This is a genomic window from Stenotrophomonas sp. GD03877 (assembly GCF_029840555.1).
Classification (GTDB): domain Bacteria; phylum Pseudomonadota; class Gammaproteobacteria; order Xanthomonadales; family Xanthomonadaceae; genus Stenotrophomonas; species Stenotrophomonas geniculata.
Map to the genome: position 1 here is coordinate 99,942 of NZ_JAOCCT010000011.1, position 19,642 is coordinate 119,583.

At 66.9% G+C, this 19,642-nt stretch carries 16 protein-coding genes; 8 read left to right on the top strand and 8 right to left on the bottom strand.

Annotation, left to right across the window (positions count from 1 at the left end):
- The first annotated feature begins 14 nt into the window (after positions 1-14).
- The 4 genes from grpE to N5D20_RS10790 all read left to right on the top strand — a co-directional run bounded on the left by grpE (position 15) and on the right by N5D20_RS10790 (position 4,880).
- Complete coding sequence (grpE, locus tag N5D20_RS10775) at positions 15-530, top strand: nucleotide exchange factor GrpE (protein ID WP_010484465.1); 516 nt, start codon at positions 15-17, stop codon at positions 528-530.
- Positions 531-712: 182 nt separating this feature from the next.
- Positions 713-2,638: a molecular chaperone DnaK gene (dnaK, locus tag N5D20_RS10780; RefSeq protein ID WP_197579540.1), complete on the top strand. Its 1,926-nt coding sequence runs from the start codon at positions 713-715 to the stop codon at positions 2,636-2,638.
- Between the two features lie 154 nt (positions 2,639-2,792).
- A complete protein-coding gene (dnaJ, locus tag N5D20_RS10785) occupies positions 2,793-3,920 on the top strand; it encodes a molecular chaperone DnaJ (protein WP_197579541.1) in 1,128 nt (375 codons plus the stop codon).
- A gap of 69 nt (positions 3,921-3,989) precedes the next feature.
- Positions 3,990-4,880: a hypothetical protein gene (locus N5D20_RS10790; RefSeq protein ID WP_279914382.1), complete on the top strand. Its 891-nt coding sequence runs from the start codon at positions 3,990-3,992 to the stop codon at positions 4,878-4,880.
- Positions 4,881-4,882: 2 nt separating this feature from the next.
- Here N5D20_RS10790 and N5D20_RS10795 read toward each other — a convergent pair whose 3' ends face one another.
- Positions 4,883-5,680: a helix-turn-helix transcriptional regulator gene (locus N5D20_RS10795; RefSeq protein WP_197579542.1), complete on the bottom strand. Its 798-nt coding sequence runs from the start codon at positions 5,678-5,680 to the stop codon at positions 4,883-4,885.
- A gap of 72 nt (positions 5,681-5,752) precedes the next feature.
- On the opposite strand from N5D20_RS10795, the gene N5D20_RS10800 reads away from it, so the two are divergent.
- The 3 genes from N5D20_RS10800 (at position 5,753) to N5D20_RS10810 (ending at position 9,568) form a co-directional block, all read left to right on the top strand.
- Positions 5,753-6,952 carry an MFS transporter gene (locus tag N5D20_RS10800; protein ID WP_197579543.1) on the top strand — a complete coding sequence of 400 codons (1,200 nt, stop codon included), beginning with the start codon at positions 5,753-5,755 and terminating at the stop codon, positions 6,950-6,952.
- A 586-nt stretch (positions 6,953-7,538) separates the two neighbouring features.
- Positions 7,539-8,447, top strand: coding sequence for a pyridoxal kinase (gene pdxY / locus N5D20_RS10805; RefSeq protein WP_010484478.1), 909 nt, complete (start codon positions 7,539-7,541; stop codon positions 8,445-8,447).
- Positions 8,444-9,568 (top strand): prephenate dehydrogenase, encoded by a 1,125-nt coding sequence (locus N5D20_RS10810; RefSeq protein ID WP_197579544.1) that lies wholly within the window; start codon positions 8,444-8,446, stop codon positions 9,566-9,568. The genes pdxY and N5D20_RS10810 overlap by 4 nt, the downstream gene beginning before the upstream one ends.
- A 230-nt stretch (positions 9,569-9,798) precedes the next feature.
- Here the strand turns inward: N5D20_RS10810 and N5D20_RS10815 are convergent, their stop codons facing one another.
- From N5D20_RS10815 to N5D20_RS10835, 5 genes are all read right to left on the bottom strand, one after another.
- Positions 9,799-9,993, bottom strand: a complete 195-nt coding sequence (locus N5D20_RS10815) for a hypothetical protein (protein WP_005409247.1) — start codon at positions 9,991-9,993, stop codon at positions 9,799-9,801.
- A gap of 70 nt (positions 9,994-10,063) precedes the next feature.
- Positions 10,064-11,836: an ABC transporter transmembrane domain-containing protein gene (locus N5D20_RS10820; RefSeq protein WP_010484484.1), complete on the bottom strand. Its 1,773-nt coding sequence runs from the start codon at positions 11,834-11,836 to the stop codon at positions 10,064-10,066.
- Positions 11,829-12,425 carry a YigZ family protein gene (locus N5D20_RS10825; RefSeq protein WP_197579545.1) on the bottom strand — a complete coding sequence of 199 codons (597 nt, stop codon included), beginning with the start codon at positions 12,423-12,425 and terminating at the stop codon, positions 11,829-11,831. Before N5D20_RS10825 ends, N5D20_RS10820 begins: the two co-directional genes overlap by 8 nt.
- 40 nt (positions 12,426-12,465) lie before the next feature.
- Positions 12,466-13,479, bottom strand: coding sequence for a hypothetical protein (locus N5D20_RS10830; protein ID WP_197579546.1), 1,014 nt, complete (start codon positions 13,477-13,479; stop codon positions 12,466-12,468).
- A complete protein-coding gene (locus N5D20_RS10835; protein ID WP_279914393.1) occupies positions 13,476-13,994 on the bottom strand; it encodes an RNA polymerase sigma factor in 519 nt (172 codons plus the stop codon). The genes N5D20_RS10830 and N5D20_RS10835 overlap by 4 nt, the downstream gene beginning before the upstream one ends.
- Positions 13,995-14,241: 247 nt before the next feature.
- Between N5D20_RS10835 and N5D20_RS10840 the strand changes: the two genes are divergently transcribed.
- Entirely contained in the window at positions 14,242-17,082 is a 2,841-nt protein-coding gene (locus N5D20_RS10840; RefSeq protein ID WP_197579548.1) for an EAL domain-containing protein, read from the top strand.
- A gap of 19 nt (positions 17,083-17,101) precedes the next feature.
- Here the strand turns inward: N5D20_RS10840 and N5D20_RS10845 are convergent, their stop codons facing one another.
- Together N5D20_RS10845 and N5D20_RS10850 are read right to left on the bottom strand one after the other, a co-directional pair.
- Entirely contained in the window at positions 17,102-17,695 is a 594-nt protein-coding gene (locus N5D20_RS10845; RefSeq protein ID WP_049437262.1) for a TIGR00730 family Rossman fold protein, read from the bottom strand.
- A gap of 264 nt (positions 17,696-17,959) precedes the next feature.
- Entirely contained in the window at positions 17,960-19,456 is a 1,497-nt protein-coding gene (locus tag N5D20_RS10850; protein ID WP_054171504.1) for an aminotransferase class III-fold pyridoxal phosphate-dependent enzyme, read from the bottom strand.
- Between the last annotated feature and the right edge of the window lie 186 nt (positions 19,457-19,642).

Below are 19,642 nucleotides of genomic sequence, written 5' to 3' on the forward strand. Positions count from 1 at the left end.
CCAGGGACCCAGACATGAACCACGAACAGCCAGATATCGAATCCCAGCAGAGTGCCGCTGATGCGGCTGCCGCCGCCGGCGTCAACGACGAAGTGGAGCGCCTGCGCGCCGAAGTCGAGCAGATCAAGGCCGATGCGCTGCGTGAGCGCGCCGACCTGGAGAACCAGCGCAAGCGCGTGGCCCGTGACATCGAGCAGGCCCGCAAGTTCGCCAACGAGAAGCTGCTCGGCGAGCTGCTGCCGGTGTTCGACAGCCTGGATGCCGGCCTGAAGGCCGCCGGCGACGACCCGCACCCGCTGCGCGAAGGCCTGGAGCTGACCTACAAGCAGCTGCTGAAGGTTGCCGCCGACAACGGTCTGGTCCTGCTGGACCCGACTGGCCAGCCGTTCAACCCGGAACACCACCAGGCCATCAGCCAGGTGCCGGCCCCGGGCGCCGCCCCGGGCAGCGTGGTGACCGTGTTCCAGAAGGGCTACCTGCTGAACGAGCGCCTGCTGCGGCCGGCGCTGGTGGTGGTGGCCGCCGATTGATTGACTGGGCCGGGTGATGCCCGGCCCCGGTCGAGCCAGGCCATGCCTGGCAAGGTTTTCCAGGCGCTGAACACAGCGTTCGGGAGATGGCTTGAATGTTCCACGAGCCTCCCCCACATCGTATTCATCCACCGGCCGAACGGCCGGACTGACCCCAACAAGCATCCTCAGGAGTCTCCCCCATGGGCAAGATCATTGGTATCGACCTCGGCACCACCAACTCGTGCGTGGCGATCATGGACGGCGGCAAGGCCCGCGTCATCGAGAATTCGGAAGGCGATCGCACCACCCCGTCGATCGTCGCCTACACCAAGGACGGCGAAGTCCTGGTCGGCGCCTCGGCCAAGCGCCAGGCCGTGACCAACCCGAAGAACACCTTCTACGCGGTGAAGCGCCTGATCGGCCGCAAGTTCACCGACGCCGAAGTGCAGAAGGACATCGCCCACGTCCCGTACGGCATCCTCGCCCATGACAATGGCGATGCCTGGGTGTCGACCAGCGACGGCAAGAAGATGGCCCCGCAGGAAATCTCGGCCAAGGTGCTGGAAAAGATGAAGAAGACCGCCGAGGACTTCCTCGGTGAGAAGGTCACCGAAGCGGTCATCACCGTGCCGGCCTACTTCAACGACAGCCAGCGCCAGGCGACCAAGGACGCCGGCCGCATCGCCGGCCTGGACGTCAAGCGCATCATCAACGAGCCGACCGCGGCCGCGCTGGCCTATGGCCTGGACAAGGGCGACAACAAGGATCGCAAGATCGTGGTGTACGACCTGGGCGGCGGCACCTTCGACGTCTCGGTGATCGAGATCGCCAACGTCGACGGCGAGAAGCAGTTCGAAGTGCTGGCCACCAACGGCGACACCTTCCTGGGCGGCGAAGACTTCGACAACCGCGTCATCGAGTACCTGGTTGAAGAATTCAACAAGGACCAGGGCATCGACCTGCGCAAGGATCCGCTGGCCCTGCAGCGCCTGAAGGATGCTGCCGAGCGCGCCAAGATCGAGCTGTCCAGCGCCCAGCAGACCGAAGTGAACCTGCCCTACGTCACCGCTGACGCGTCGGGTCCGAAGCACCTGAACATCAAGCTGACCCGCGCCAAGCTGGAAGCGCTGGTGGAAGACCTGATCAAGAAGTCGATCGAGCCGTGCCGCGTCGCCCTGAACGATGCCGGCCTGCGTTCGAGCGACATCAGCGAAGTGATCCTGGTCGGTGGCCAGACCCGCATGCCGAAGGTGCAGCAGGCGGTGACCGAGTTCTTCGGCAAGGAACCGCGCAAGGACGTCAACCCGGACGAAGCCGTGGCACTGGGTGCTGCGATCCAGGGCGGCGTCCTGGGTGGCGACGTCAAGGACGTGCTGCTGCTGGACGTGACCCCGCTGTCGCTGGGCATCGAAACCATGGGTGGCGTGTTCACCAAGATCATCGAGAAGAACACCACCATCCCGACCAAGGCCTCGCAGGTGTTCTCCACCGCCGAGGACAACCAGTCGGCCGTGACCGTGCACGTGCTGCAGGGTGAGCGCGAACAGGCCCGCTTCAACAAGTCGCTGGCCAAGTTCGACCTGTCCGGCATCGAGCCGGCGCCGCGCGGCCTGCCGCAGGTGGAAGTGTCCTTCGACATCGACGCCAACGGCATCCTGCACGTGTCGGCCAAGGACAAGAAGACCAACAAGGAACAGAAGGTCGAGATCAAGGCCGGTTCGGGTCTGTCCGAGGAAGAGATCGCACGCATGGTCGCCGACGCGGAAGCCAACCGCGAAGAAGACAAGAAGTTCCAGGAACTGGTGCAGGCCCGCAACCAGGCCGACGCCCTGATCCACGGCACCCGCGGCGCGATCACCGAGCACGGCAGCAAGGTCGGTGGCGAAGTGATCGGCAAGGTCGAGGCGGCCCTGGCCGATCTGGAAACCGCGATGAAGGGTGACGACAAGGCACAGATCGAAGCCAAGTCGAAGGCGCTGGAAGAAGCTGGCCAGTCGCTGTTCGCTGCCGCTTCGGCCGACCAGGGCGGTGCTGCCCCGGGTGCCGAAGCCGGCAACGCAGGCAAGGCGCAGGATGACGTGGTCGACGCCGAGTTCACCGAAGTCAAGGACGACAAGAAGTCCTGATCCGGACCGACACGGGACGCTGGCCATCAGCGTCCCGTTGTCGCATCAGGGTCCTGACCGCCCACCGGCGTGTCGGGGCGCCCGACGCAAGAGCGGACCTGGTTCCGCTCTTCCGCTTTGACGAATCCCGACTTTCCGGAACCCGATTCACGATATGAGCAAGCGCGATTACTACGAAGTGCTGGGCGTTGCCCGCACCGCCACCGACGACGAGCTGAAGAAGGCTTACCGCCGCTGCGCGATGAAGTTCCACCCGGACCGCAACCCGGGCGATACGGCGGCCGAAGCCTCCTTCAAGGAGTGCAAGGAAGCCTACGAAGTACTGTCCGACGGCAACAAGCGCCGCATGTATGACAGCCACGGCCACGCCGCGTTCGAGCACGGCATGGGTGGCGGCGGCGGTCCGGGCGGCCCGGACATGAACGATATCTTCGGCGATATCTTCGGCAACATCTTTGGCGGCGGCGGCGGTGGTCCGCGCCAGGCCCGTCGCGGCGCCGACATCGGCTACGTGATGGAGCTGGACCTCGAAGAAGCCGTGCGCGGCGTCGAGCGCCGCATCGAGATCCCGACCCTGGCCGAGTGTGGCGACTGCGATGGCAGTGGCTCCGAAGACGGCAAGGTCGAGACCTGCAACGTCTGCCATGGCCGTGGCCAGGTGCGCATCCAGCGCGGCATCTTCGCCATGCAGCAGGCCTGCCACAACTGCGGCGGCCGTGGCCAGATCATCGCCAAGCCCTGCAAGACCTGCCACGGCAATGGCCGTGTCGAGGAAGACAAGGTGCTGTCGGTGAAGGTGCCGGCCGGCGTCGATACCGGCGATCGCATCCGCCTGCAGGGCGAGGGCGAAGCCGGCCCGGCCGGTACGCCGCCGGGTGACCTGTACGTGGAAGTGCGCGTGCGTGAGCATGCGATCTTCCAGCGCGATGGCGACGACCTGCACTGCGAAGTGCCGATCCGCATCTCGCAGGCCGCACTGGGCGACACCGTGCGCGTGGCCACTCTCGGCGGCGAAGCGGAGATCCGCATTCCGGCCGAGACCCAGACCGGCAAGCTGTTCCGCCTGCGTGGCAAGGGCGTGCGTTCGGTGCGCAGCCGCAGCGAGGGCGACCTGTACTGCCGTGTGGTGGTGGAGACCCCGGTCAACCTCACCAACGAGCAGCGCAAGCTGCTGGAGCAGTTCGAAGCCACCTTCGTCGGTGAGGAAGCGCGCAAGCATTCGCCGAAGTCGGCCACCTTCATCGATGGCGTGAAGGGCTTCTGGGACCGGATGACGTCCTGAGTTTTCAACCCAAGCGTTGAACGGTAGCGCCGGGCGATGCCCGGCGTTTTCGTGTCCGAGGGTCTTACAATGCGCGACATGATCCTGCACCTGCATTTCGAACCGCGCATGGCACCTCGCGCCATTCTGTGCGGGGCGTTGACTGCAGCCTTGTCCTTCATCGGCACGGTATCGGCCGAAGAGTGCCGCCTGGACGCGCCCTTGTCCGGCCCGCAGGAAGCGCCGACATCAGCTCCGGGCACGCAATGGACCTACTCCGGCGGAGCGGGTTTCCCGGCGACGCCAATGCTGCTGAAGGTAGCCCAGAACGGTCAGCGTGAACTGGAGATCGCGGAGGGAACTCTACGGCGTGAATGGATCGATACGTACGCCGACGTCAATCCGCTGCGCAAGGGCGACAAAGTGCTGCTGCGCTTCCCGCTCAAGGTGGGTGACCAGTGGCAGGACAGGTTCGAGGAGCCCGGAGAGTTCAACGCGCGTTCCGGCCGTTATCGTTACGACTACGAAGAACAGGGCCAGAGCCGGGTAACGGCCATCGAAACCGTGCGCACTGCACTGGGAGATATCAGCGCCTATCGCATCGAGCGTGAAGCGCGCTGGCGGAAGTCCAATGCGCGCGCAGTTGTCGGAGCGGACAGGCCCAATGCAGGTGATGGCGTGGTCGAGGGCCTGGAGCGAAGCATCAGCTGGTACGCACCCGACGTTGGGCGGGTCGTACTGCGGCGTCGTGTCAGCGGCAATCCGGCGTTTGCCGCGTACTTCTCTGCAGAGGACGACACCGACAATCTGAGCATTACCGAGCTGGTCGGATTCCACCAGCCCGGAGGTTGCCGGATCGAGGGTGTGCCGGTGCAGGCACGCGTGGCAGGACAGGTTTTCCCGTTGCACTATCCGCTGGTGGACAGTGATACATGGGAATTTCGTCTGATGCGCGATCCACATGTGCCCGCGGATCGTTAGCATCAACGAAAAAACGCCGCCGGTGTCTGCCCCAGCTGCCGCTTGAACATGCTGGTGAACGCGCTTGGGCTGTCGTAACCCATCGCCAGCGCGACATCGATGACCTTGTCGCCGACGGCCAGCCGTTCCATCGCGGCCAGCAGCCGCGCCTGTTGTCGCCACTGGCCGAACGTCATGCCCAGTTCGCTGGCGAAATGGCGCTGGATGGTTTTCACGTCCACCTGCAGCGCCTGCGCCCAATCCTGCAGCGTGGCGTCGTCGCCGGGATGCTTCTGGATGTGCTGGCAGATCCGCTGCAGGCGCGGGTCGGTGGGGGAGGGCAGGTGCAGCGGCAGCACGTCCATGCGGTGCAGCTCGTCCAGCAGCAGGCGCACCAGGCGGCCGTCGCGGCTGTCGTCCACATGCGCGGTCTCGATCAGGCTGGCGGCCAGCAGCAGCTCGCGCAGCAGCGGCGCTACCTGTACCGCAAATGCCTCGTCCGGCAGCTGCGGCGCGAAGTCCGGCTCCACGTACAGGCTGCGCATGTGTACCTCGGCGATGCAGTCCACGGCGTGCGCCATACCGGCCGGCACCCAGATCGCGCGGGTCGATGGCACCACCCAATGGCCGCCGTCTGCACGCACCACCATCAGTCCGGACATGGCGAACACCAGCTGGTGACGGCGGTGCCGGTGGGGCGCGATGTGGGTCCCGGGCTTGTAATGGCGGGCGCGGCAGGTCACCGGGCGGTGCACCGGAACCTCGTTCCACGGCGCAGTCTCGCGGACCTGGCAAGGGGTGTCCTTTTTGCGATATGCCATGACCCGAACGCGGCAGAAGGGAGGAGGAGGTCACCGTAGCATGCGTGGCTCGCCCCCAACCTGACTGTGTCCATGTCGACCCTGGCTTCTCCAACAACGACCTCACGCCCGGTGGCCCCCGGCGTGCTGGCCGCCATCTCCACCTCGCATGTCGTCAACGACATGATGCAGTCGCTGATCCTGGCCATCTATCCGGTGATCAAGGGCGGCTTCAACCTGAGCTTCACCCAGATCGGCCTGATCACGCTGACCTACCAGCTCACCGCCTCGATCTTCCAGCCCTTGATCGGCATGGCCACCGACCGCCGCCCGGCGCCGTACTCGCTGCCGATCGGCATGGCCTCGACCCTGTGCGGCATGCTGCTGCTGGGCTTCGCACCGAACTACGCGGTGGTGCTGATGGCGGCGGCGATGGTCGGTATTGGTTCGGCCATCTTCCATCCGGAAGCCTCGCGCATCGCGCGGCTGGCCTCGGGCGGTCGCCATGGTTTTGCACAGTCGGTGTTCCAGGTCGGCGGCAACTTCGGTACCGCGCTGGGCCCGCTGATTGCCGCGGCGGTGATCGTGCCGTATGGCCAGCATGCCGCATCGTGGTTTGCCGGCGCCGCCCTGATCGGCATCGCGTTGCTGACCTATGTCGGCCGCTGGTATGCGCTGCATCTGGGCACCCCGCGTCCGGCCAGCACCGCGTCGATGGCCCCGCGGCATCCGTCGCGCACCGTGGCCAAGGTGCTGGCGCTCCTGCTGGTGCTGATCTTCAGCAAATACTTCTACATGGCCAGCATCGGCAGCTACTTCACCTTCTACCTGATCCACCACTTCGGCATTCCGGTGGCACAGGCGCAGCTGCACCTGTTCGCGTTCCTGGTGGCGTCCGCCGCCGGCGGCTTCCTCGGCGGCCCGCTGGGTGACCGCATCGGCCGCAAGCCGATCATCTGGACCTCGATCCTCGGCGTGGCCCCGTTTGCCCTGATGTTGCCGCATGCGGATCTGTTCTGGACCACGGTGCTGGCCGTGCTGATCGGTTTCGTGTTGTCGTCGGCGTTCTCGGCGATCGTGGTGTATGCGCAGGAGATGATGCCGCACCGCATCGGCATGGTGTCCGGCCTGTTCTTCGGCTTCGCCTTCGGCATGGGTGGACTGGGTGCTGCCGTGCTGGGCCTACTGGCGGACAAGACCAGCATTGAGTACGTCTACCAGCTGACCGCGTTCCTGCCGCTGCTGGGCATCGTGGCGGCATGGCTGCCGCCGTCTCGGCCTGCTGCTCACTGAGGGAGGGTGGGTTTGCAGGGCTTGCAGCCCTGCACCTGCAGAGGCAACGTCAACAGCAGAAGCGGGCTATCCGTGGGTTGGCGGGGTGGGTCCGGTTGCAGGGGACGCCGTAAACCCATCCCTGGGGGCTTGGCCGCGGCATCCATGCCGCGGACACCCCTGCAACCGGACCCACCCCGCCTTCGACAGTTTTCCGTGATCTGCCGGAACGGCTTACTGCTCTGGTAGGTGTCGACCTTGGTCGACACGGTAGATCCATGCCATGCGTGGATGAATTCATTCGATGTCTGACAGATGTGTCGACCAAGGTCGACACCTACCAACAGCCGTGCGGCACAACAGCCGCAGTTACCAACAGCCGCGTGAACCTGTCGAAGGTGGGGCGGTGTCGGAGTGCGGGGTGTCCGCGGCATGGATGCCGCGGCCAAGCCCCCATGGACGGGTTCACGGCGTCCCCGCACTCCGACACCGCCCCGCCATCCCACGGATAGCTCGCTTTGGCTTTTGCCTTTGCCGTTGCTTGAAGCTTTGGCAGGTGCAGGGCTGCAAGCCCTGCCGAAAACCCCCTTGAGCGTAGAATGCGGCCATGAGCGAATCCCTTGATAACCACTTGGTCCACGGCCGCCGCCAGCGGCCCGACGGCCCGTCGCCGATCGATGTCATCTCGGTCCAGTCGCAACTTGTCTACGGCCATGCCGGCAACAGCGCCGCGGTACCGCCGATGCGCGCACTCGGCGTGCGCGTGGCGGAGATCCCGACCGTGTTGCTGAGCAATGCGCCGTTCTACGACACCACCCGCGGCCGTGTGCTGCCCGCCGACTGGTTCGCCGACCTGCTGCTGGGCACCCACGAGCGCGGCCTGCCGCAGCGGGCGAAGATGCTCGTCTCCGGCTACTTTGGCAGCACGGCCAACGGTGCTGCCTTCGCCGACTGGCTGGACGACATCCTGCCGGCCTGCCCGCAGCTGCGTTACTGCCTGGATCCGGTGATCGGTGATACTCACACCGGCCCCTACGTGGAACCGGGCCTGGAAGCGATCTTCGCAGAGCGGTTGTTGCCGCATGCCTGGCTGGTGACCCCGAACGCCTTTGAATTGAATCGCCTGACCGGCATGCCAGCACTCGCCGAGGCCGATGCCATCGCCGCCGCACGCACGCTGCTGGACCGTGGCCCGCACTGGGTGATCGCGCACAGCGTGGGCGGCAACCCGGGCGAACTGGTGACCCTGGCGGTCGGCCGCGAGGAGACCTGGCGCTGGACCTCGCCCCTGCTGCCGGTGGACGTGGCCGGTACCGGCGACGTGCTGATGTCGCTGGTGGTGTCGTTCCTGCTGCGCGGCGAATCGATGCAGCAGGCGATCTCGCGTGCGATTGCGGGCACCCACGCGGCGCTGGAGGCGACCCTGGACAACGGCTTCGAAGAGTTCGACGTGATCGCCGCAGCGCCTGCCGCGCTGGCCGAAGGGTCGCGCTTCCGCGCCGAACGCGTGGCATGAGCGGCCTGCTCGAACGTACGCCGCGCACGGTCGGCATCATCGGCAGTGCCGGCGCCTACGGGCGCTGGCTGACCCGCTTCTTCCAGCAGCACATGCAGCTGCAGGTGATCGGCCACGATCCGGCCGATCCGGACTCGCATACGCCGCAACAGTTGCTGGCGCAGGCCGACGTGCTGGTGTTCTCGGCACCGATCCGGCATACGCCGGCTCTGATTGCCGAGTACGTGCAGCAGTCGGCCGGCCGCGAGCAGGACCGGCTGTGGCTGGACGTGTCCTCGGTAAAGGAAGCGCCGGTCCAGGCGATGTTGGCCTCTCAAGCCGAAGTGGTCGGCCTGCACCCGATGACGGCTCCGCCCAAGGCGCCGACCCTGAAGGGCCGGGTGATGGTGGTCTGCGAAGCGCGGCTGCAGCAGTGGCAGCCGTGGGTCGATACGCTGTGCACGGCGTTGCAGGCTGAGTGCGTGCGCGCCACGCCGCAGCACCACGACCAGATGATGGCGCTGGTACAGGCGATGGTGCATGCCACTCACCTGGCCCAGGCCGGCGTGCTGCGCCAGTACCAGCCGCAGCTGGGCAATCTGGCCGCGATGATGCCGTATCGGTCGGCATCGTTCGAGCTGGATACGGCGATCATCTCGCGGATCCTGTCGCTCAACCCGGCGATCTACGAAGACATCCAGTTCGGCAACCCATACGTAGCGCCGATGCTGGAGCGGCTGGTCGGCCAGCTGCAGTCCCTGCAGGCGCAGGTCGGTCAGGGTGACGACGGTGCACGTGCTGCATTCCGGGAGCAGCTGCTGTCGGCCAATCGCACTGCCTTCGGCGAGCAGGCGCTTGCGGACGGCAATTACACATTCGAACGCGTGGGTTATCTGCTGGCTGACCTGACCGAGCGCAATGCGTTGTCGGTGCACCTGCCGGAAGACCGGCCGGGCTCGCTGCGTGAGCTGCTCAACGTGTTCGAGCAGCACCGCATCAGCCTGGCCTCGATCCATTCTTCGCGCACGCCCGGCGGCGAAGTGCATTTCCGTATCGGATTCGTGGCGGGCAGCGACCCGGTTGCGATCGCAACGGCGGCGGCCGAGGTGGACGCCAGCGGCATTGGGCGGGTGCTGGGTTGAGCACATTCATCCACAGGCGATGTGGATGGTTTCTGAGCAAAGGTGTGGATAACCGCGCGCAGCCCTTGGCAGCCAAGGCTGTCAAGATGCTTGGTGAAAAATTGACCATGCTTTTTTTAGCGTCGAGCCATGCTCGACCGCCTTTGGCAAAAAGCATGTCGACCAAGGTCGACACCCACCAGAGCGGGGCGGAATGAAATCCGGTAGCGCCGGGCCATGCCCGGCGAACCTCAGATCGTCAACCTCAACTCGCCGCCACTGGTGGTGAACTCGCGGCCATCGCGCACCAGCGGCCGCCCATCATCCAGCTCGTAGCGCGGCGTGGCTTCGGAATGGTGCCCGCTGCCATTCGCCTCGGGCTTGAACTCGATGATGATGTGACTTTCGCCGTTGCTGTCGACGGCGGGGAACTGACGGAACGACATCGTGCACCTCCTTCAGCGGATGCTGCAGTTGCGCGGCCAGCTTGGCCGCGCCGATGTTAGCCGGACGTCATCAATCGATGAACTGCAGGCGTGCCAGTTCAGCGTACAGTCCGTCTTCGGCCAGCAGCTGTGCGTGCGTGCCCTCGGCGACGATGCGGCCCTGGTCCATCACCACGATGCGGTCGGCCTTGAGCACGGTGGCCAGGCGGTGGGCGATGACCAGCGTGGTGCGACCCGCCATCAACCGTTCCAATGCCTGCTGCACGCTGTGTTCGCTCTGTGCATCCAGCGCGCTGGTGGCTTCATCCAGCAGCAGGATCGGCGCATCCTTCAGCAGCGCACGGGCAATCGCCACACGCTGCTGCTGCCCACCGGACAGGCGGGCACCGCGCTCACCCAGCTCGCTGTCATAGCCCTGCGGCAACGCGCGCAGGAAACCGTCGGCCTCGGCCGCTCGTGCGGCATCCTCGACCTCGGCGTCGCTGGCCTGCAGGCGGCCATAGCGGATGTTGTCGCGGGCACTGGCAGCGAACAGCGTAGGCTGCTGTGGCACCAGCGCCAGCTGCGCACGCAGCTCGGCCGGGTCGACCTGGCGCACGTCGATGCCGTCCACGTCGATGCGGCCGCTGGCCGGGTCATGGAAGCGCAGCAGCATCGAAAGCACCGTGCTCTTGCCCGCCCCTGACGGACCCACCAGCGCCACGGTCTCGCCGGGGCGCACGTGCAGGTTGAAGTGGTCCAGTGCGGCCTGGTCCGGTCGCTGCGGGTAGTGGAACACCACGTCGTCAAACCGGATCTCGCCACGCAGCGGCTGCGGCAGCGCGTGCGGCTGGGCCGGCGCGCGGATCTCGATGTCTTCCTGCAGCAGTTCGCCGATGCGGCCCATGCCGCCGGCCGCGCGCTGCAGCTCGTTCCATACTTCGGCCAGGGCGCCCACCGAGCCGCCGCCGATCAAGGCATACAGCACGAACTGACCCAGCGTGCCGGCGCTGAGGCGGCCGTCGATGACGTCGTGCGCGCCCAGCCACAGCACACCGACGATGGCGCCGAACACCAGCAGGATGGCGCTGGCGGTGACCAGCGACTGTGCACCGATGCGGCGGCGGGCGGCGCCGATGGCATCACCGAGCGCCTTGTCGAAGCGCCCGCGTTCGTATGGCTCGCGTGCATGTGCCTGCACCGTGCGCACCGCGCCCAGCGTCTCGCTGGCCAGGCTGTTGGCATCGGCGATGCGGTCCTGGCTGTTGCGTGCGACCGTGCGCAGCTTGCGCGCACCGATGATGATAGGCAGCACCGCCAGTGGAATGCCGAGCAGCGACCATGCGGCCAGCCGCGGGCTGGTGACGAACAGCATCGCCAGGCTGCCGATGACAGTGACCGTGCTGCGCAATGCTACGGACATGGTCGAGCCGACCACGCTGCGCAGCAGTTCGGTGTCCGCGGTCAGGCGCGAGACCAGTTCGCCGCTGCGGCTGCGGTCGTGGAAGCCGGCGCCCAGCTGGATCAGGTGGGCATACAGCTGGCTGCGCAGGTCGGCAACGACTTTTTCGCCGAGCAGCGACACGAAGTAGAAACGCGCGGCCGTGCCCAACGCCATCACGACCGCCACCAGCATCAGCAGGGCGAAGGCGCGGTTGATCTGACCGCCACTGCTGAAACCATGATCGATCATCTGCTTCACCGCCGGAGGCAGGCTCAGCGTGGCGGCCGAAGACACCGCCAGGGCCAGCAGCCAGGCGGTGAACAGCCCGCTATGGCGGCGCACGAATGGCCACAGCGTGCGCAGGCTGCCGAGGCGCCGCAGCGGCGGGGTCGAAGCGGGGGCGTCGTCCTTGTCAGTCATCCTGGTTGTCGTCTTCTATGCGGATACGGTCACGGGTGGCGTCGCGCAGGCGGATTTTCAATGCGTCGACCTGATCGGCAGGCAATTCGATCCGCAGGCACACGCCATTGGCATCGAACTGTTCATCGCGCTTTTCGGCACCGAAGGCGGGCAGGCTGGCGTGCAGGGTACCCAGGTCCTCGAAGCCGGCCAGCAGCTGCAACCGGGCCATCGCTAGCAGCGGCAGGCGCGGCGCGGTACGCAGGCACTCGGCGGCGGCACCACCGTAGGCGCGTACAAGGCCACCGGCGCCGAGCTTGATACCGCCGAACCAGCGGGTCACCACCACCATCACCCGGTCGAAACCCTGGCCGTCGATCGCCGCCAGGATCGGACGTCCAGCCGTGCCGGCCGGCTCGCCATCGTCGCTGGAGCGATAGTCCTGCCCGTGCCGGTAGGCCCAGCAGTTGTGCGTGGCATCGGCCACCGCGACCTGCTGCAGGAACGCCATGGCCGCTGCGGCGCCGTCGATCGGCGCGGCATGGGCGATGAAACGGCTGTGTTTGACTTCCAGCGTGTAGCTGACCGGCTGGGCGAGAGTATCGAGCATTCCCGTCATTCTACGGGGTTGCCGGGTATTCCCGTCCGCTTCAGTCGTCCAGCAGTGGGCGCAGGTCGCGTGGCAGGCGCGCTTCCGGGTACTGCTGCATATAGCGCTCCAGGCTGGCACGGGCCAGATCGCGCTGGCCGTCGTCGCGTCGTGTGCGGATTTTCTGCAGCCACTGCCGACGCGGCAGTCGTGCGTCGGCGTCTACCTCGGCCAGCACGGCATCCGCGCTCAGGCCCGCATCGCTGCCGCGGCGCATGATGCCTGGTGCGGAACGGCTGGGAGCCTCACGCTTCATCGAGGTGATTTCTACCCGGTCCAGCGCCTGCGCCCGCTCGACTTCGGCGGCATTGACTGCCGGTGCTGCGGCCGTGCGTGCTTTCAGCGCCCCGGACGCTACCGGCGCGAATGCCGGTGCCGGTGCCGGTGCCGAGTAGGCGGCGGGTGCCGGTGGCGCAGGCGGCGCTGCTGCCGGCGTTGCGGCCGGAACGGGCGGAAGGGCCGCAAAGGAGGTATCGGCGGCCGCATCTGCAGCCATCGATCGTGCAGCCTGGGCCGGCGCTTCAGCGGTCTCGGCCGGCGCAGGCTTGCGCGTGCGCGCGATGGCCGGTGCAGGTGCCGGGGCAGCGGCAACAGGGCCTGCCTCGGGCGCTGCGGGCGCAGCCGCCGGTGCCGCAGCCGCCACCGCGCTGTCGGCTGCACTGCTGTCAGCGGCCTGATCGGCAGCCGCAACGTCTTCTGCCGCAGCCGGTGCCGCAGCAACAGCGGCCTCACCGGCCGGAACCGGCGGCGGTTCCGGACGCAGCTGCCAGGCGATGCCGATGGCGAACACCATCGAGGCGGCGATGCCGAACACCGCCGGCCAACGCGGGCGTGTGCGCTGCGTGCGCGGCGCCTCGGGAGAGGCGACCGCATCGGCAGCCGGAGCGTCCACGGCCGCGCGGGCCGCGGCCAGGATGGCGGCGTCCAGTGCGGCGGGCGGTGCCTGCTCGGCGCGACGGCCGAGCAGCCGGGCCAGCTCGCGTTCTTCCGGCGTCAGCGGTTCGTCTCGGTTCATGCGTTCAATCCCGCACGCAGCTTGTCCATCGCATAGCGCAGCCGCGATTTCACGGTTTCCCGGCCTACGCCGGTGATCTGGCCGATCTCCTCCAGGCTCAGTTCCTGATCCAGCCGCAGTTGCAGCACCTCGCGCTGCTCGGGCGGCAGTTGTTCCATCGCCAGCTGGATGCGGCGACGTTGTTCGAATTCGGAAAGCTCACCTTCCGGGGTCTGCCCATCCTCGATCGCGGCCAGGCGCAGATCGGCGTCGGCCGGCGCGGCGGGGCGATGACGGGAGGCACGCCAATGGTCATTCAGGCGGTTGTGCGCGATGCGGAACAACCAGGTGCTGAACGCCGCCTCGGGCTGCCAGCCGGCGCGGGCGCTGATCACCCGCTGCCAGACATCCTGGAAGATCTCCTCGGCCAGCGCGTTGTCGCGCAGTTGCCGCAGCAGGAAGCCGAACAGGCGCTTGCGATGGCGCGCATACAGGCTTTCGAATGCGCGCAGGTCGCCACCGGCCCAGGCCAGCATCAAGGCTTCATCGGTTGGCAGTGCGCTGGCTTCCACGGCGTACAGGGTAAGGCCTGCAGGCGATGGCGCATAGCCGGTGGCGGGGGCGGGCAGGGCGAGGGTCATGGCTCGGAAGGGGCTACGGACAGCAGGAAAAACGTACGGGCGCACGATTCGGGGTTTACGGGCTTCCATTGCCCCCCGGGTGGCGCGCTATGCTCGGCGGCTCAGGGGAGGCGACGCACAGACGGCGCCAAGAGATTGTCATTTGTCCACGCATGCTGAACCGGCGGAAGAGCCACCACACGAGGCCGTGCTGAGCACGGCGCTGGTGCGCGCGTTGCATGCGCTTTTGCCGGAAACGGCCTTGGTCCGCGTCGGCTGGGACGACCCGCAGCTCGGTCGTGGCCAGGGGGGCTGGCCGACAGCGGCTGCCGGAGGTGATGCGGCGGCACCCGGCGCGGGCGATGGCCAGCACGGCTGGGAACATGATGGTGCGCGCCTGCTGTTGTCGGTCGAAGGCGCAGTGCCTTCGCCGGCATGGTGGGGCGTTGCCCGGCAGGCGATGGAGCTGGCGCTGCAGCGCGGCCGCCAGGCCGGCCAGATCAAGGCACTGGAAGAGGCCGAGCGGTTGCAGCAGGCCCTGTTCCAGATTGCAGACCTGGCCGGTGCCGACCTGGAAATGCCCGAGATGCTGCGCCACGTGCATGGTGTGCTGGGCACGCTGATGTATGCCGAGAACTGCTACATCGTGGAATACGACGATGTGCGCGACCAGATCCGGTTCCTGTACTTCGCCGATCAGGTCGATGACTTCGTCGCCGATCCCACGCAGAGCCATGACGCCAGCGAGATGCCGCGCAGCCTGACCGTGGCGCTGCTGCGCCATGGCAAACCGCTCAGTGGTCCCTCGCGCAAACTGCTGGCGCAGGTGATGGAACAGGAGCACGACCCGCAGCGTGGGCCGGAAAGCCTGGACTGGCTGGGCGTGCCGATGCTGCGCGATGGCCGTGTATGCGGTGCCATCGTGGTTCAGAGCTATGAACAGGCGGCCCGCTATGGCGAGGCTGAGCGCGCATTGCTGGGTTTCGTTGCGCAGCATGTGCAGACCGCGATGGACCGGCGCCAGGCGCAGGTGCGGCTGGAGCAGCAGGTAGAGCGGCGTACCCAGGAACTGCAGCGGGCCAACCACAGCCTGCAGGACGAAGTAACCGAGCGGCGTCGCGCCGAACAGCTGCAGACCGCGCTCTACAACATTGCCGAGATGGCGATGTCAGCCGACAGCCTGGCCCAGTTCTACGGACAGGTGCATGGGGTGGTCGGGCGCCTGCTCGACGCACGCAATTTCTACATCGCCCTGGTCAACCCGGCCGGCAACGGCCTGGATTTCGTGTATTCGGTGGACGAGCACAATGCCAGTCGCGCGCCACGGCCCTTCAGCCGGGGCCTGACCGAATACGTGGTGCGCAACCGGCGCCCGCTGCTGGCCTCGCGCGCGCAGATCGATGCACTGCTGGCCAGTGGCGAAGTGCGTGAATCCGGTGCGCGTTCGCACTGCTGGCTGGGCGTACCACTGCTGCGCGACGACGAAGTGGTCGGCGCGATCGTGGTGCAGAGCTACAGCGAGAACAGCATTTTCAGCGTGCATGACCAGCGCCTGCTGACCTTCGTCGCACAGAACATCGGTACCGGCCTGGCCCGTCAGCGCGACCAGCAGCGGCTGCGTTCGGCGCATGCCGAACTGGAAAAGCGCGTGGAAGAACGTACCCGCGAGCTGGCCGAGGTCAACGAGAAGTTGCTCGGGCAGATTGGTGAACGCCTGCGGGCCGAGCAACGCCTGACCCATCAGGCCATGCACGATGCGCTGACCGGCCTGCCCAACCGCCTGCATTTGCTCGATCGCCTGCAGGATTCGCTGGCGCTGGCCAAGCGTGAAGGTGGGCCGGTGTTCGCTGTGCTGTTCCTCGACCTGGACCGCTTCAAGCTGGTCAACGACAGTATCGGCCACGCTGCCGGTGACCGCATGCTGGTGGAAGTGGCCAAGCGCATCGTATCGATGGCTGGCGCCGAGGACGTCGTGGCGCGGCTGGGCGGTGATGAATTCGCGGTGCTGCTGCAATGCCCGCAGGGCCTGGCCCAGGCCTTGGACTTTGGCCAGCGCCTGCTGCTGGCGCTGCAGGAATCGATGTGGATCGCCGGGCGCGAACTGTTCCCGTCCGGCAGCCTGGGCATCGCCCTGTGGAACCCGCGCTACCGCACCGGCGAAGAGCTGCTGCGCGACGCCGACGCGGCCATGTACCGGGCCAAGGCGCAGGGTCATGACCGCTGCGCGATCTTCGACGAGGACATGCGCGAGCAGGCCATGCGCAGCCTCGACCTGGAGGCCGACCTGCGTCGTGCGATCAACCACCGCGATTTCGTGCCGTTCTACCAGCCGATCGTGCGCCTGTCCGATGGCGAAGTGGTGGGCCACGAGGCGCTGCTGCGCTGGCAGCATGAGCGCCGCGGCCTGCTGCTGCCGGGCGCGTTCCTGGAGCTGGGTGAAGAGAGCGGCCTGATCGAACAGGTCGACTGGCTGATCTACGAGCAGGTCATCGCAGGGTTGGCGCAGGGGGGCGAAGGCTACGTCTCGGTGAACGTCTCACCCCGGCATTTCCGCTCCGCCGAATTCAGTGGCCGCCTGTTCGGCCTGCTCGACAGCTGCGGTGCCGATCCGCGCCGGCTGCGCCTGGAGATCACCGAGGTGGCGCTGCTGGACGATGGCCCGCACACGCTGCGCATCCTGCAGGGGCTGCGCGAGCGCGGAATCCAGGTGCAGCTGGACGATTTCGGTACCGGCTTCTCCGCGCTGTCCTACCTGCACCGTTTCCCGATCAGTACGCTGAAGATCGACCAGAGCTTCATCGCCGGCCTGCATGGACCGGAAGTGCAGAGCACGCGCGCGCTGGTCGAAGGCGTGCTGTCGCTGGCGCGCACGCTCGGCATCGAAACCATCGGCGAAGGCATCGAGACCGAGGCGCAGCGGCAGACCCTGCGCGAACTGGGCTGCGATTACGGCCAGGGCTATCTGCTGGGCCGTCCGGCACCGTGGGAGCGCGCGGTGGCCTGAGCCACCGCGCCAGATCACTTCAACGCAGAGCGGAGCGACGCTTCTCGTCGATCCACTTCGAGGCCTGGGCCGGCTGGTAGTTCTTCATCCACTCCAGCATCGCTTCGATGTCCGAGCCGTACCACAGATCCTGGCGCTGGTCCGGGTGCAGGAAGCGCTCTTCCACCATGCGGTCGATCATGCCGATCAACGGGGCGTAGAAACCTTCCACGTCGAGGAACGCGCATGGCTTGTTGCCGATGCCCAGCTGGCGCCAGGTCAGCATCTCGAAGATCTCTTCCATGGTGCCGAATCCGCCGGGCAGGGTGACGAAGCCATCGGCGAGGTCGAACATGCGCGACTTGCGCTCATGCATCGAACCGACGATCTCCAGTTCGGTCAGGCCACGGTGGGCCACTTCCCAGTCGGCCAGCTGACGCGGGATCACGCCGGTCACCTCGCCGCCAGCGGCGAGCACGGCATTGGCCACGGTTCCCATCAGGCCGACGTTGCCGCCGCCATACACCAGGCGCAGGCCGTCGCGGGCGATGCGGTCGCCCAGTGCAATGGCGCGTTCGGTATAGGCAGGTTTGCTGCCAGCGTTGGAACCACAGTACACACAGATCGATTTCATGGATCTTCCTGTCTCTTGGCCGGAAACGAAAACGCCCCGTCGCCGACCGCAGGGCGGTCAGGGACGGGGTGTCCAAGGATTATGAGGCCTTGAGAGGCCTTCTGTAGAGCCGAGCCGCGCTCGGCTGCTCTTCGTTCAGATCGCGGCAAAGGCGCCAGCCGAGCATGGGCTATGCCGGTCGTCCTGCCCGGCACCCTTCGGGCCGTCGCCAGCGACGTTGGCAGCGGCTCCTGCCGCTGCCTTCGGCTCTACCGAAGCGGGGGCTTACGCCGCCGCGGCCTGCTCGCGGCGCGGGCCTTCACGCAGGGCGCGGCCGACCAAGCCCACCAGCAGGTCCAGCTCTTCGCTGTCCATGCCGAAGTGCGGGGTGAAGCGCAGCGAGTTCTCGCCACCATGGATCACGTTGATGCCGTGCTGGCGCAGCCATTCCTCGGTGGAGTTGGCGCCGTAGCACTTGAACTGCGGTGCCAGCTCGCACGAGAACAGCAGGCCGGTACCCTGCACCTTGGTGATCAGGCCGCCCAGCTCGCTCTTGAGTTGCTCCAGCTTGCGCACGGCCTCGGCGCCGCGTTCGGCGATGTTGGCGCGCACCTGCGGGGTCAGCTGGGCCAGGGTGGCGCAGGCCACGTCCAGCGCACGCGGATTGCTGGTCATGGTGTTGCCGTAGATACCCTTGCGGTACAGCTGCGCGGCATGCTCGGTCACCGCCAGCACCGACAGCGGGTACTGCGCGGCGTTCAGTGCCTTCGAATAGGTTTCCATGTCCGGCGGGTCCAGGCCTTCGAAGCCCGGGTAGTCCACCACCGAGAGCACGCCATGCGCACGCAGGCCAGCCTGGATCGAGTCGAGCAGCAGCAGGCTGCCGTGCGCACGGGTCAGTTCGCGGGCCACGGCATAGAACGACGGCGGCACCGAGCGCCCCGGGTCGCCTTCGCCCATCACCGGTTCCAGGAACACCGCCTCGATGAACCACTGGTTGCGTGCGGCGTCCTCGAATACCTTGCGCAGGCCGGCTTCGTCGTACGGCGCCACGGTGATCACCGAATCCTCGCCACGGTAGCTGGCCAGGTGCTGCATGTAGCTCTTGCGGCTGGAATCCGAATAGAGGGCAGGGCGGTCGGTGCGGCCATGGAAGCTGCCCTTGACCACCACGCGCTTGATCGCAGCGCCCGCATGGCGCGCGCCCGGGTCGGTCTGCAGCTTGGCATTGACGTCGGCGATGCGCGCGGCGAGGCCAACGGCTTCGGAGCCCGAATTCAGGCACATGAAACGGGCGAACGGGCAGCCGCCACGGCGGTGGCCGATCTCGGCGCGCAGGGCGGTGATGAAGCGCTGCTGCGACAGGCTGGGAGTCATGATGTTGGCCATCACCTGCGGGCGGGCCATCGCCTCCAGCACGGCATCCGGGGTGTGCCCGAAGCCGAGCATGCCGTAGCCGCCGGCGTCGTACAGCACGGCGCCCTTCAGGGTGACCACCCACGGGCCGCGCGCGGCCAGTGCCACGTACGGGGTCACCGCGTCATCGGCATAGAAATTGACGAAACCGTCCTGCATCGCGTCGATCTGCGCCTGTTCGTCCTGCGCCAGCAGCGGCCCCAGGTCGGCCTGCACGCGCGCGAATTCCTCGGCGGCGGCATCCACCGCAGCGATCAGCTGCGGGTGGTTGGCGGACAGGGTGGTCAGGGTGGCATCGTCCAGACCGGAGGTGAGGCGGGTGCCGGGCTGGTTGCGCAGGGGGGCGAGGCGTTCGATGAAGCTCATTGCAGATCTCCTGAAACAATGGGTCGCACGGGTCTTCAAAAGCAAAACGCGCGTCATCACGCGCGCTTGGGGGCAGGCTCGTGCAGCGGACTTCCGGCTCGATGCTAGCACTTGTTTTTTTGCGCGATAACCCCGCAGAAACCTGCTGCATAGCAGCATTTTGCGCGACGTTCGCCGCGAAGCGCG